We start from the raw sequence: 12,968 nt of genomic DNA on the forward strand, positions 1-12,968 counted from the left end.
ATGGCCGCTGCCGCTGACGGGGGCACCCACCTGTCCGGATCCGTGCTGATTATCGGTACGGGACTATTGGGCACCAGTATCGGCCTCGGGCTTTCTGCCCGGGGTGTCGACGTGGTGCTCTCGGACCTGTCTCCCTCGACAGAGGCAGTGGCCCGCGACATCGGCGCCGGACGGCTGCTCAGTGACGCCGGTGAAGGCTTCGAGCCGGACCTTGTCGTCGTTGCTGCTCCTCCGGACGTGACCGCGGCCCTGGCCGCGGCAGCGCTGAAGGACTGGCCGGCCGCCGTCGTCGTCGATATTGCCAGCGTCAAGTCCGCCGTCCTGGCTGACCTGCGGGAGCGCGACGCCGACCTCAGCCGTTATGTGGGTACGCACCCGATGGCCGGCCGGGAGAAATCCGGGCCGGTAGCTGCACGGGCAGAACTGTTCAACGGCATGCCCTGGGTGATCTGCCCGCCGCAGGAAGCGGCCCCGGAAGCCGTGCGCCGCGCCGAGGCCCTTGCCTTCGACCTGGGGGCCGTGGTCTCCCGGATGTCCGCCGAGGAGCACGACGCGTCCGTGGCGCTGACCTCGCACCTGCCGCAGGTCATGGCTTCCCTGGTGGCGAGCAGGCTGCAGGAAACCCCGCCGCAGTCCCTTGCCCTGTCCGGCAACGGCCTGCGGGACGTGACCCGGATTGCTGCAAGCGATCCGAATCTGTGGGTGCAGATCCTCAGCGGAAACGCCGGGCGGCTGGTGCCGATCCTGCACGGGGTCCGCGAGGACCTGAACCGGCTGATCCGCACGCTCGAAGACCCGGTGGCGGACGGTGCGCGCCTGGACATGGCGCAGCTGATTGCCGAAGGCAACGCGGGGCAGGCCCGGATTCCGGGCAAGCACGGCGGACCGGCGCAGGCCTTTGTGTCCTTCACCGTCCTGGTGGATGACACGCCGGGCCAGATTGCCCGGCTGCTCACCGAAATCGGTGAGATCGGCGTGAACCTGGAGGACCTCCGGCTGGAGCACGCCTCCGGCCGGCAGGTGGGACGGGCGGAAATCTCCGTCCTGCCCGGCCGGGTGAATGACCTTGTTTCTGAATTAAGCGCCCGCGGGTGGAAGGTAGTGCAGTGAGTTCTAATGTGGATCCGGCCCAGTTCCGGCAGGGCAAGCCGCTGGTTGTGGCCATCGACGGACCGTCGGGTTCGGGCAAGTCCAGCATCAGCCGGGAAGTGGCCCGCCGCCTGCACGCCGCCTACCTCGACACCGGTGCCATGTACCGTGCGGTCACGCTCTCCTGCATGGAGGCCGGCATCGACCTGGCCGATTCGGTGGCCGTCGAGGCCGCCGCGGAAAACGCCGACATTGCCCTGAGCCTGTCTCCGGACGAGGAATGGGTGCGGGTCAGCGGCCGGGACGTCACCGACGCCATCCGCGAGCCCGCCGTCTCGTCCTCGGTCAGCGCCGTCGCCACCACCTTGGGTGCCCGGGCGGAACTCGTCCGACGCCAGCAGCAGCTGATTCGGGACTCCGGCCTGCGGATCGTGGCCGAGGGCCGGGACATCACCACCGTGGTGGCTCCGCATGCCGAGGTGCGGATCCTGCTCACCGCCAGCGAAGAAGCACGGCTCCGCCGCCGCGGCATCCAGCTGGGCGGCACGCAGACCGCCGCGGCGCTGAAGGAACAGGTCCTGGTCCGCGACGCGAAGGACTCCACCGTGGTGGAATTCCAGCAGGCCGCCGACGGCGTCGTCACCATCGATTCCTCCGACCTGGACTTCGAAGAGACGGTCTCGGCCGTACTCGAAGTGGTTTTCACCAGTACCCATTAGCTCCCTGCCGGGGGACCCGGCACCAACTACGGGCACCCGCCCGTGTTTCAATGGGAGGAGGACATCCGGCGGCAACGCCGCAAGGTATCCTCCCTCACACTTACCGGGCTGAACGTCCGGCGACGGCCTGTACGCAGTGCTGCAGACCTCAACGGAAAGAAAGCAATTCAATGAACGGAAAACCTCTCAACGACGACACCGCCGGTGACGGGATCTCCACGGACGAGTACGTCCCGTCCGGAGAAGACCAGATCGACGAGCGCCTCGCGGCAATGGATGACGACGAGGCCGATATCCGCGCCCGTTCCCTCCGCGCCGGTCTCGACGACTACGAACTTGATGAAGAAGATGCCGCGCTGCTCGCCGGCGGCTTCGAAGAATACGACGAAGACGCACCCCTGCGCCAGGATCCGGTGGTCGCCATCGTGGGCCGCCCGAACGTGGGCAAGTCCACCCTGGTGAACCGTATCCTCGGCCGCCGTGAGGCCGTCGTGGAGGACACCCCCGGTGTGACCCGTGACCGGGTTACCTACCCCGCGACCTGGAACGGTGTGAACTTCACCCTGGTGGACACCGGCGGCTGGGAGCACGACGCCCGCGGCATCCACGCCCGGGTAGCCGACCAGGCCGAAATCGCCGTTGACCACGCCGACGCCGTCATGCTGGTGGTCGACGCGACCGTCGGTATCACCGCCACCGACGAGGCCGTGGTGCGGATGCTGCGCGGCAAGGGCAAGCCCGTCGTCGTCGTCGCCAACAAGGTGGACGATATCCAGAACGAAGCCGACGCTTCCTCCCTCTGGGGCCTGGGCTTCGGCGAGCCGTACCCGGTCTCGGCGCTGCACGGCCGCGGCACCGGTGACATGCTCGACGCCGTCCTGGACGTGCTGCCCGAGTACTCCGCGTACGGCGGACTGGACCGCTCCGGCGGCCCGCGCCGCATCGCCCTGATCGGCCGCCCGAACGTGGGCAAGTCCTCGCTGCTGAACAAGCTGGCCGGCTCCGAGCGTGTAGTCGTGGATGACACCGCGGGCACCACCCGTGACCCGGTGGATGAAATGATCGAACTCGGCGGCCGCACCTGGCGCTTCGTCGACACCGCCGGCATCCGCCGCCGCCAGCACATGGCACAGGGCGCCGATTTCTACGCCTCCCTGCGTACCCAGGCTGCCCTGGAAAAGGCCGAGGTCGCCGTCGTGCTCCTGGCCGTGGACGAGGTCCTCAGCGAGCAGGACGTCCGCATCCTGCAGCTGGCCATCGAATCCGGCCGCGCACTGGTTCTCGCCTTCAACAAGTGGGACCTACTCGACGACGAGCGCCGCCGCTACCTCAAGATCGAGATCGAGCGGGACCTGGCCCACGTTGAATGGGCCCCGCACGTCAACATCTCGGCCAAGACCGGCTGGCACAAGGACCGTCTGGTTCCCGCACTGGATACCGCCCTGGAGAACTGGGATAAGCGCATCCCCACCGGAAAGCTCAACGCCTTCCTGGGCGAGCTTGTGGCAGCCCACCCGCACCCCGTGCGCGGCGGCAAGCAGCCCCGCATCCTCTTCGGTACGCAGGCTTCCTCGCGTCCGCCGAAGTTCGTGCTGTTCACCACCGGCTTCCTGGATCCCGGCTACCGCCGCTTCATCACCCGCCGGCTGCGTGAAACCTTCGGCTTCGAGGGCACGCCCATCGAGGTCAGCATGCGCGTCCGCGAGAAGCGCGGCAAGAACAGCAAGCGCTAAGTCTCTTGGCGTAAATCCCCGGTCCCGGTCCCTTTTGGGGGAGCGGGGCCGGGGTTTCTGTGTTTGAGGCCTGTTTCGGCGGGGCTGCGGAATCCTGTGCTCACCGCGCGGTGAATCGTTCATAGTGCAGCAGATGCTGTCCGACTGGTTCGCAGGCAGCATCTACTGCACTATGAAAACTCACGTTGCGCCGCCCGCGAGCCCCGATGCGGCGGAACGGCCGGTTGTGGTGTAAGGTATTTGAGGTGGTTCGGCCGGGAGACATTCCGGAAGAACTGCGGGTTGTGGCGCAGCTTGGTAGCGCACTTGACTGGGGGTCAAGGGGTCGCAGGTTCAAATCCTGTCAACCCGACGGTAAGCCTGATGAAACGCGAGTTTCGTCAGGCTTTTGTCGTTAACTAGGGCGCCAGGCTGAGCCTGCCTCGAGACGGCGGTAGTTCCTAGTCACCACCCTCAAGGAAGCCGCCGTCGAGGACCCAGTTGTAGCGCAGCCTCAGTGCACGCTCGGTGCTCGCGGCCAGCGTTGCCAGCACCAGCGTTATGTTCGCCGATGCCGGAAGCTGGAACGGGCTGGAGAAGGTGCCGATGCTCTCCGCGATGGGCGGGAGCTGCATGATCTGCTCGACGATCTGCGGAACGCCGAGCACGAGCGCGACCACGAGTACGCTGGCCGATACGATGCCAACGGCACGGCTCAGCCCGGGGTTGGTCCGTTCCAGGCCGGCTCGCAGTCCTTCGGCCGAGGCAGAATCAGGTAGAAGCTGTCGCTCGTACCCGTCGGGCGTCACATAGTGGCAGCGTCTGAGCCCGTAGATGCTGACCTCGACCTCGATGACACCACCCGGCACCTCGAACACTGCCGGAAGTTTTGATCCGGCCTGGTTGACCCCGTTGCGGTAGAGCTGCGCGCGCACTTCGCCGTCCGCATCACCTCCGAGCCGGACGTCGACGGACCAGATCTCCGGTGCACCGTCCTCGCCGGTGAGCTGCAGATGAAAGAGCGACCGCGAGAACAGCTGCCACCATCGATAGCGCGGAAGCGTATGGCCGTCCCCGGGTTCCAGCGTCTCTTTGGGTGTCACTTGTCCCTCCCGGAATCGCTTCTTCGGAGCTGCCCTGCCGGCGCGGCTACGTTCCGCCGATGGAGATTCGATCCGGCCTTTCATGTGACTCAGACCCCGACGACGAAGGTGAGGGCGGCCCAGAACGAGACGGTGGCCACTGTCGTCCATATGACGATTGCCACACCTTGCCAGAGCAGCACCCAGCCACGGGGGGTTCCGCCCGCGATGAGGATCGCGGATGTGAACTGGGTCGGGATCGCGAGGGGACCGAGGATGCTCGCGCCGGGGACGCCGAAGCGGACGAGCCACTTCATGAAGCGCTGGCGCCCCTTTGATACGGGCTTGGCCGGCGCCGTCTCCTCGAACGCAGCGGACCCCTGGTAACCCGGGGAGGCCGGGACGCGCTCGGCGCTCCGGGCAGCCGAGACACGGTCCCTGTTGTGATTGGTGACCGCTGTGCGGGCCCGTGACGTGAAGAGCACCACGAAGACCACGCTCAGGAAATTGCCGACTGCGCCGGCGATACCGGCAACGATAGGGTGGAGGCCGCCGAGGATGCCGATGATGGAGGCCCCTTCGGTCTCGATGAACGGGACGGCCCCGGCGAGCATCACGATGAAGGGACGGATGATCTCGGGCACTTGGGCCGCCAGTTCCTGGAAGTTGATGATCAGTTCCTGAATGGGGTTCATGGTTCGGCGCTTCTTTCTTATGTTTTATGCGGGTCGTGGATTCGTGCGATTCTCGAAACGGTCCAGCACAAACCGTGTTCCCAGGTCTGGGCTGGGCCGTACTGCTTCGCCTGCACCGGAGTCTTCAGATTCGCAGCGGCGGCGGGGTCTTCGCGTCGGTGGAAACCCCTGCCTCTCCGCCGGTTTCCGCCTAGCTGCTTGGGCCGGAGCGACTTCGATTGCGTAGGCGAAAATTGCCTACTAAGGTGCCGTCATGCTCTGAAGGGAGCGACACTGATGGACTTCCTGGGCCGCTCCGCGGACCGCGCAACGGTCGACAACCTCCTCTCGCAGGCACGAGCCGGGCTGAGCGGGGCAGTCATCGTCCGAGGGGAAGCGGGTATCGGAAAGACGGCGTTGCTCGAGTACGCCCGCGGCAGGGCTGATGCCTCGGGGTTCCGAGTAGTGTCCTCGGTCGGGGTGGAGTGCGAGACGCAGTTCGCTTTTGCGGGCCTGCATCAGTTGTGCGCGCCCCTGCTGGACCGCATGGGTGCCCTGCCCGAGCCGCAGCAGACCGCTCTGGGCGTGGCGTTCGGGCAGCGAAGCGGTGCAGTGCCGGATTGGTTTCTGATAGGGCTGGCCACTCTCAACCTGCTGGCCGAGGCCGCTGAGGAAGGGCCCCTTCTGTGCCTCGTTGACGATGCGCAGTGGCTTGACGAGGCGTCGGCTCAGGTCCTCACATTTGTGGCACGGCGGGTCGCCGCGGAGCCGATGGCGCTGGTGTTCGCCCTGCGGGAGCCCACCGACCGCCATGTGCGTGGGTTCGACGGCATACCCGGCTTACGCTTGGGCGGGCTCGACGAGGCCGACGCGCGGGAGCTGCTGGCAGCAGCCGACTACGTACCCCTGGACGACGGGATGCGCGAGCATGTCGTCGCGGAGGCGCACGGGAACCCTCTCGCGCTGCTGGAGCTGGCCCGAAGCGCGCCGGCGGCATGGGTGGCCGGCGGGTTCGAGCCGGTGCCGGGCATCACGCACCGCATCGAGGACACCTTTCGGCGCCGCGCGGACAGCCTGCCGGCACCTACTCGACTATTGCTGCTGGTTGCTGCGGCCGATTCTAGCGGCGAGGTGGCGCTGCTCTGGCGTGCGGCCGCGCACCTGGGGATCGCCGGCGAGTCTGCCGCGCCCGCAGAGGCCGCCGGACTCCTGGAGATTGATACACGGGTGAGGTTTCGCCATCCGCTGGTGCGTTCAGCTGTGCTTCGGTCCGCCGCCCCGCTGGAGCGTCGCCGTGCACACGACGCGCTGGCCGCTGCCATCGATCCAGACGTCGACCCCGACCGCCGCGCCTGGCACCGGGCCCAGGCCGTGCTGGGCACCGACGAGGACGCCGCCGCTGGGCTGGTGCGGTCAGCAGGCCGGGCGCGCGCCCGCGGCGGGCTGGCCGCTGCGGCGGCGTTCATGGAGCATGCGGCCAGACTGACCCCTGACCCTGCCACCCGCGCGAGCCGGGCGCTGGAGGCCGCGCAGGATAAGCACGAGGCTGGTGCGAACGCCTCCGAGTTGCTGACGCTCGCTTCGGCCGGGCCGCTCGATACCCTGCAGCAGGCTCGCCTCGAACTGCTGCGCGCGCGGATCGCGTTCCACTTCGCGCGCGACGCCGAAGGGCAGAGGATGCTGCTGGAAGCCGCTAAGAGCCTGGCCCCGCTGGACCCGGTGCTGTCCCGTGAGACGTATCTGCGCGCGCTCGAAGCGGCGATCGTCACCGGTGACTTCCGCCACGGCCGCGGCATACCGGAAGTGACCGAGGCTGCCCTGACGGCGCCCGTCGCGACGGGGTCTCTGCGGCCTGCGGATCTCCTGCTCGACGGGCTTGTGATGACCTTCACTCAGGGGTATTCGGCCGGTGTGCCGGGGCTGCGGCGGGCGCTGGCGGCCTTCGGAGGCCAGGAGCAGGATGTTGATGCGCTGAGCGTCGTCGACACCTGCCGCTGGGGGTGGCTCGCCAGCCGAACCGCAATGTCGGTGTTCGACGACGAGATGCTCCACGCCGTGTCCATCCGTCATGTCCGTCTGACCCGTGAGACCGGCGCGCTTGCCGCACTCCCGGACGCACTTCTGGGCCAATCCGTCATACAAGTGCTCTCGGGTGAGTTCGACCGCGCAGCCGAGCACGCAGCGATCGCAGCCGCGACCGAGGCTGTGCCCTTGCTGCACTCGCAGCTCCTCCTGTCTGCCTGGCGCGGCCGTCCAGACGAGACCGCCGGGATGCGCGCGAGCATTGTCCGCAAGGCTGCCGGACAGGCGCACAGCACCGAGGATGCCCTGACGCAGTACGCCATGGCGGTGCTGCATAACGGTCTGGGCGACTACTCCGCAGCTCTTGCCGCGGCGGCACGGGCCTTCGACACCGAAGCGGTGAGGTTCAACAACCTGGCCCACTCTGAACTCGTCGAAGCGGCGTGCCGTTCCGGCGGGCCGGAGAGTGCGGCCGATGCGCTCGAGCAACTCACTTCCCGCGCCCTCGCCAGCGGTACGCCGTGGGGGCTCGGTCTGGCGGCGCGTTCACGGGCTTTGACCTCTACGGGGACAGCCGCTGAGGAACACTTCCGCGAGGCGATCGAGCAACTCAAACGTTGCCGGATAACCACTTATCTCGCCCGAACGCACCTCGTCTACGGCGAGTGGCTCCGCCGCGAGGGCCGCCGCCAGGACGCCCGCGAACAGCTCCGCACCGCGCACGGGATGCTGTTGGACATGGGCGCCGAGGCGTTCGCCGCCCGCGCCGCCCGCGAACTTCGCGCCACCGGCGAGCACCCCCGCAAGCGAAGCGCCCAGCCGGCCGACTCCCTCACCGCCCACGAGATGCACATCGCCCGGCTGGTGGCCACCGGTGCAACCTCCCGCGAAGTTGCCACGGAACTCTTTCTCAGCCCACGGACGATTGATGCCCACCTCCGCAATATTTTCCGCAAAATGGGCGTCACCTCTCGCCGTCAGCTCCGCGAGCTGTCCCTTTCCTGAGGCCCGCGGGCGTGACGGTCGAGGCCTCGCCTCTAGCCCGCGAGCGTGCCGACGTCGCCGGCCACCGCCGCCATCCGCCCCTCGAACTGGTGCCCGCCGGACGTATGTCGGCGGACTTGCGCCTGCGGCAACCGGGCCGCGTGCCGGTCCAGGTGGTCGATGGGCACCACCTCGTCGTCGACGCAATGGTGGAGCCAGACCGGAAAGCCGGTTGGCAGCTTGGCGTCCGCAGGCAGCGTGTACTCCGCCTGCCAACCCTCCGACCCCCAGAAAGGCATTGCCAGGAGGACGAGTCCCAGCGGCGGGGTGCCCTGAAATTCGTCGGCGAGGTGAAGCAGGGCCATCGACGCCCCGAAGGAATGCCCCACGATGACCAGGTCAGGGGCGAGGGTGTTCCGATGCCGTTCGATTTCGCTGCGCCAGCCCGCGGCCGACATGTCCGCGTCGGGGAATCGGGGCGTCGTAACGGGCAGGCCGAGGCGGGTGTGCAGTTCTTCTGCGAGGGGTAGGTCGTCCTGGTAGCCGCCGGCTCCATGGACGAAGAGGATCTCCATGCGTTCTCCTGGGAATTCAATGCCGTGCCGGGTTTGGGTTGAGAACGTTTCCTGCAAGCCAGCTTGGCCTTCTGCCCGCTAGTCGGTCAAGGGAAGGCGGCCCCGGATGACTCAGGGGTTCTGCCCTGTTAGCCTCGTCCGTCCGGGCGGTCCGGCGTCCGCCATCCAGGTTGCATCGGAGAAGGAGCGGGTCCATGGCTGCGGAAATCCCATCCCGGAAGGTCATTATCCATGGCGCCGGCGGGGCGATCGGCGGTGCCGTAGCGGAGGAATTCGCCCGCCGCGGGGCGGAGCTGTTCCTCGCCGGGCACCGCCTGGACTCCGTTAATGCAACGGCGGACCGCATCCGCGCCCTGGGCGGCGGGCCGGTGCATGCGGCACAAGTCGACGCGTCCGATCCGGCGGCCGTAGACGCGCACGCCGACGCCGTCGTCGATGCCGCAGGAAGGATCGACGCCGTGCTCAACGCGGCCGGCCTCCCGGCGGTGCAGGGGGTCCCGCTGCTCGATATGTCCGTGGACGACGTCGTCGCGCCGGCAGCGGGCTGGCTGCGCACACAGTTCATCACCTCGCGGTCCGCTGCAGTGCACATGGTTTCGCGCGGAAGCGGAACGGTCCTGATGCTGTCCGCCTCGCCGGCAAGGGTCTCCATTGCCGGAGTGGGCGGCTTCGCAGCGGCTTGTGCCGCCGTCGAAGCACTCACCCGGACCCTTGCCGCGGAGCTGGGTTCCTCGGGAGTGAGGGTTGTCTGCCTTCGCCCGCAGCGCATTCTGGAAACCATCGGAAGCATCCCGGACCTGCCGATGGCACCGCACGAGTTCACCCGCTTCCTTGAGTCACTCACCACCACGGGGACCCTCCCCACCCTCGGGGAGGTGGCCAAAGCAGCAGTCTTTCTGGCCGAGGGCGGCGCGGGGAGCATGAACGGGGCCGTCCTGAACCTCACATGCGGGATGAGCGTCGATTGATACCCGGGGGATCGCTGCGAAATGGAACCATGAGGACTGCGGCAACTGTCGCCGTCGCGGTGGCTGTGCTGACCGGATGCACCGAAGACGGCGGACCGGGACCGGAGACGCCGATTTCCGTTTCGCCCGAACCGTCCGTGGAGATACTTAAAAGCGATCCGGAAGTTCTCGCCACCGGTCTCGACGCCCCGTGGTCCCTCGCGTTCCACGAGGGCATCCCGCTGGTCAGTGAGCGGGACTCCGCCCGCATCCTGGAGCTCGACGCCGGCGGTATAGCCCGCGAGGCCGGCACCATCGAGGGCGCCGGAGGCAGGGGAGAGGGCGGACTTCTCGGTATCGCCGTCCAGGACGGGTACCTGTATACCTATTTCACCGGGGACGGCGGGAACCGGATCGAACGCCGCAGCATCACCGGCGAACCGGGGTCATTGGCGCTGGACGAAGCGGAAACCATCCTCGACTCAATCCCCTCCGGCCCGGTCCACAACGGCGGACGCATCGCCTTCGGCCCCGACGGCATGCTGTACGCCACCACGGGCGACGCCGGCAACCGGGACAGCGCCCAGGACCGGGAGTCACTCTCCGGGAAGATCCTGCGAATGAACCCGGACGGCAGCGTCCCTGAGGACAACCCGTTCCCGGGAACACTGGGCTACAGCTACGGGCACCGCAACCCGCAGGGCATCGCCTGGGACAACGACGGCGTCCTCTACGCGAGCGAGTTCGGGCAGAACACCTGGGATGAACTGAACGTCATCGAGGCCGGCGGAAACTACGGCTGGCCCGAGGTCGAGGGCATCGCCGGGGAAGAGGGTTTTATCGACCCGGTGCAGCAATGGACGCCCGGGGAAGCCAGTCCGAGCGGCATCGCCGTCGCGGACGGCACCCTGTACATTGCCAACCTGCGCGGCGAACGGCTGCGGCAGGTCCCGCTCGATAATCTCGGTGCCTCCGCCGAGCAGCTGGCCGGCGAGTACGGCCGGCTGCGCGACGTCGTCAACGCTCCGGACGGCAGCGTGTGGATCCTGACGAACAACACCGACGGCCGCGGCCGTCCCGGGCAGGATGACGACCGGGTTCTCCGATTGGACACGGATTAGGCGAGGCTTCTCCGCATCAGCCACCGGGTCTTTCCTCCGGATTTCGACGCCGTCGCCACCACGCGTTCGAAGCCGGCTGCCTCGAACAGCGCAGTAGTGCCCACGTATGCGAGCGGGGAACTGATCCGGCCGCCGGCGGCATCGACCGGGTAGGCCTCCAGCGCCGGCGCCCCGGCGGATCGGGCGTAATCAACGGCGCCGTCGAGCAGATGCCCGGCCAGTCCCTGCCGCCGGAACTGCGGACGGATAAGCAGACAGACCACGCTCCACACCGGGACATCGTCGACCGCGGGGATGGTCCGTGAGGACCGCAGCCGGTGGTGGCTGGCGCGAGGACCCACCGAACACCAGCCCGCGGCCTCACCGTCCACATACGCGAGGACGCCGGGCGGGGTGCCCTCCTCCGCATACCGCCGCAGCCGGTCCTGCTGGTCGGGACCGGCGAGAGCACGGAACTCGGACGTCGGGAGGCGGTAACTGAGGCACCAGCAGGCCTGGCTGTCGGGGTTCTTCGGGGCCAGGACTGCGGCAACGTCGTCGAACCGGTCCGCGGTTGCAGGGTGGACCTCGATCATTTTCGCAGGCTCCTCGGTCCAGGGAACTGGCTACACTTTCGGCCCCAATCCCTCGTACCGTAGCCTGCGCGCCGACCCAACGGAAGCAGGCCCGGGGCGGCCCGGCAACAGTGACGAAGCCTGCCGCGAGGCACGCCACCCCGGGGAAAGGCAAAACCATGCGCGAAGACTCGAGGGAAGTGATTATCGCCGGCGGCGGGCCGACCGGCGTTATGCTCGCCCGCGAACTGCGGCTGCACACGGCCGCAGATATCCGCTCGGCGGATTCTTCGCCGGCATCCTGCGGATGGCCGGCGAATGACCGGAATGGATTCCCGCTGGCACTCGGCAGCCGGTACTACTGAGGACTCTGGGGCTGGCGTGACACTATGTCGCTTCATTACGCTTGTGGAGAACAAGGCAGGGTGTAAGCCTCATCCGCATGCACACAAAACGCCTCCCACATGCCCTTGCCACCACATCGATCTGCAGCCTTGCGGCTGCTTTCGCCCTCGTCGGTTCCCTGGCCACAGCCCCGACGGCTGCAGCACTGGATCCGGCCGCCTCCATGCGGGTCAACGCTGCCGCGCCAATGGAATCCGGTGTACTGCTGGCCGTTTCCGACCCTACGCCTACGTGCCAAATGACGCCGACCCCGACCCCGACCCCGACCGGGACGCCGACACCCACGGTCACTCCGACACCCACGGTCACTCCGACGGGTACCCCAACACCGACGGGAACCCCAACACCGACGGGAACCCCAACAGGTACCCCAACACCGACGGGAACTCCGACGAAGACACCATCCCCGACAACTACACCGACGCCGACGGGAACTCCGACGAAGACACCATCCCCGACAACTACACCGACGCCGACGGGAACCCCGTCCCCGAGTGACACTCCGTCCCCGAGCGAGACGCCGTCCCCGAGCGAGACGCCGTCGGAAACCCCGTCGGAATCCTCGTCTCCGACAGAGTCGGAGACTGCTTCCGGGATAACCATGGTCCAGGTAGTGTCCATCACCCCGCCGTGCATGGGGGCCGGAGGAACGTCCACTGGTGTGAGCCCCGACTTGGCCGGCACCGGTGCGACCGGCACGCCGCTCGCCCTGCTCGGAGCCGGAGGCCTTCTTGCTGCCGGTGCTGCCGGCGTGTACTTCACGCGCCGCCGCGGAGTCCAGGAATCGTAGGGACAGCCGCGCTCAAGAACCCCGTAGCCGAACGGCAGCCGACCCAATCCCGGGGCCGGCTGCCGTTTATCCATGCGCCGAACACGTCGCTCCCTCTGGAACCGTCGAGCCGGTCGCCGTATCCTCCTTCCTATGACTTCCACCTGTAGGACTTCCTCCCGCGCATTCGGCTGCGGGTTCTTCGTACGCGACCGCCGCCGCTGACGGCGAGCGGCGCCTCCACTCGCGGTACCGCGCGCCGTCGTTCCGGATGCCAGGCACCCTTCAGGGCGTCGTCTGCCTGAAGGGTGCTCC

General features: G+C 67.8%; 13 protein-coding genes and 1 tRNA gene. 10 read left to right on the top strand and 4 right to left on the bottom strand.

The genetic code is table 11. The features are described from left to right. The 4 genes from N2K99_RS06140 (at window position 1) to N2K99_RS06155 (ending at window position 3,893) form a co-directional block, all read left to right on the top strand. Window positions 1-1,110 (top strand): prephenate dehydrogenase, encoded by a 1,110-nt coding sequence (locus N2K99_RS06140; RefSeq protein WP_227922674.1) that lies wholly within the window; start codon window positions 1-3, stop codon window positions 1,108-1,110. Further along, the gene (gene cmk, locus N2K99_RS06145) at window positions 1,107-1,808 is read left to right on the top strand and encodes a (d)CMP kinase (protein WP_227922672.1); all 702 of its coding nucleotides are present in this window, start codon (window positions 1,107-1,109) and stop codon (window positions 1,806-1,808) included. Before N2K99_RS06140 ends, cmk begins: the two co-directional genes overlap by 4 nt. A 170-nt stretch (window positions 1,809-1,978) precedes the next feature. Then, window positions 1,979-3,541, top strand: a complete 1,563-nt coding sequence (gene der, locus N2K99_RS06150) for a ribosome biogenesis GTPase Der (protein ID WP_227922669.1) — start codon at window positions 1,979-1,981, stop codon at window positions 3,539-3,541. A 278-nt stretch (window positions 3,542-3,819) separates the two neighbouring features. Next, window positions 3,820-3,893: transfer RNA gene (locus tag N2K99_RS06155), tRNA-Pro, on the top strand. A gap of 88 nt (window positions 3,894-3,981) precedes the next feature. On the opposite strand, the gene N2K99_RS06160 is transcribed toward N2K99_RS06155, so the two are convergent. Next, complete coding sequence (locus N2K99_RS06160) at window positions 3,982-4,623, bottom strand: hypothetical protein (RefSeq protein WP_227933242.1); 642 nt, start codon at window positions 4,621-4,623, stop codon at window positions 3,982-3,984. An 89-nt stretch (window positions 4,624-4,712) separates the two neighbouring features. Next, on the bottom strand, window positions 4,713-5,297 hold the full coding sequence (locus tag N2K99_RS06165; protein WP_227933243.1) for a small multidrug efflux protein: 585 nt from the start codon (window positions 5,295-5,297) through the stop codon (window positions 4,713-4,715). A 276-nt stretch (window positions 5,298-5,573) separates the two neighbouring features. On the opposite strand from N2K99_RS06165, the gene N2K99_RS06170 reads away from it, so the two are divergent. After that, window positions 5,574-8,303: an AAA family ATPase gene (locus N2K99_RS06170; protein WP_227933244.1), complete on the top strand. Its 2,730-nt coding sequence runs from the start codon at window positions 5,574-5,576 to the stop codon at window positions 8,301-8,303. Window positions 8,304-8,335: 32 nt separating this feature from the next. Here N2K99_RS06170 and N2K99_RS06175 read toward each other — a convergent pair whose 3' ends face one another. Beyond that, complete coding sequence (locus N2K99_RS06175) at window positions 8,336-8,857, bottom strand: alpha/beta fold hydrolase (protein ID WP_260554880.1); 522 nt, start codon at window positions 8,855-8,857, stop codon at window positions 8,336-8,338. Window positions 8,858-9,051: 194 nt separating this feature from the next. Here N2K99_RS06175 and N2K99_RS06180 point away from each other — a divergent pair, with 194 nt between their 5' ends. Continuing rightward, window positions 9,052-9,825, top strand: coding sequence for an SDR family NAD(P)-dependent oxidoreductase (locus N2K99_RS06180; RefSeq protein ID WP_227922657.1), 774 nt, complete (start codon window positions 9,052-9,054; stop codon window positions 9,823-9,825). Window positions 9,826-9,854: 29 nt separating this feature from the next. Next, on the top strand, window positions 9,855-10,925 hold the full coding sequence (locus tag N2K99_RS06185) for a sorbosone dehydrogenase family protein (protein ID WP_227922655.1): 1,071 nt from the start codon (window positions 9,855-9,857) through the stop codon (window positions 10,923-10,925). Here the strand turns inward: N2K99_RS06185 and N2K99_RS06190 are convergent. Continuing rightward, window positions 10,922-11,500 carry a GNAT family N-acetyltransferase gene (locus N2K99_RS06190; protein WP_227922652.1) on the bottom strand — a complete coding sequence of 193 codons (579 nt, stop codon included), beginning with the start codon at window positions 11,498-11,500 and terminating at the stop codon, window positions 10,922-10,924. The two genes, N2K99_RS06185 and N2K99_RS06190, sit on opposite strands and share 4 nt — an antisense overlap. A 158-nt stretch (window positions 11,501-11,658) precedes the next feature. Here N2K99_RS06190 and N2K99_RS06195 point away from each other — a divergent pair, with 158 nt between their 5' ends. The 3 genes from N2K99_RS06195 (at window position 11,659) to N2K99_RS06205 (ending at window position 12,674) form a co-directional block, all read left to right on the top strand. Further along, complete coding sequence (locus N2K99_RS06195) at window positions 11,659-11,844, top strand: hypothetical protein (RefSeq protein ID WP_227933246.1); 186 nt, start codon at window positions 11,659-11,661, stop codon at window positions 11,842-11,844. 271 nt (window positions 11,845-12,115) lie between these two features. After that, window positions 12,116-12,382, top strand: coding sequence for a hypothetical protein (locus N2K99_RS06200; protein WP_227933247.1), 267 nt, complete (start codon window positions 12,116-12,118; stop codon window positions 12,380-12,382). A 163-nt stretch (window positions 12,383-12,545) separates the two neighbouring features. Further along, a complete protein-coding gene (locus N2K99_RS06205) occupies window positions 12,546-12,674 on the top strand; it encodes an LPXTG cell wall anchor domain-containing protein (RefSeq protein WP_227922649.1) in 129 nt (42 codons plus the stop codon). Window positions 12,675-12,968 lie beyond the last annotated feature (294 nt).

This window comes from Arthrobacter sp. zg-Y1110 (assembly GCF_025244865.1).
Classification (GTDB): Bacteria; Actinomycetota; Actinomycetes; order Actinomycetales; family Micrococcaceae; genus Arthrobacter_B.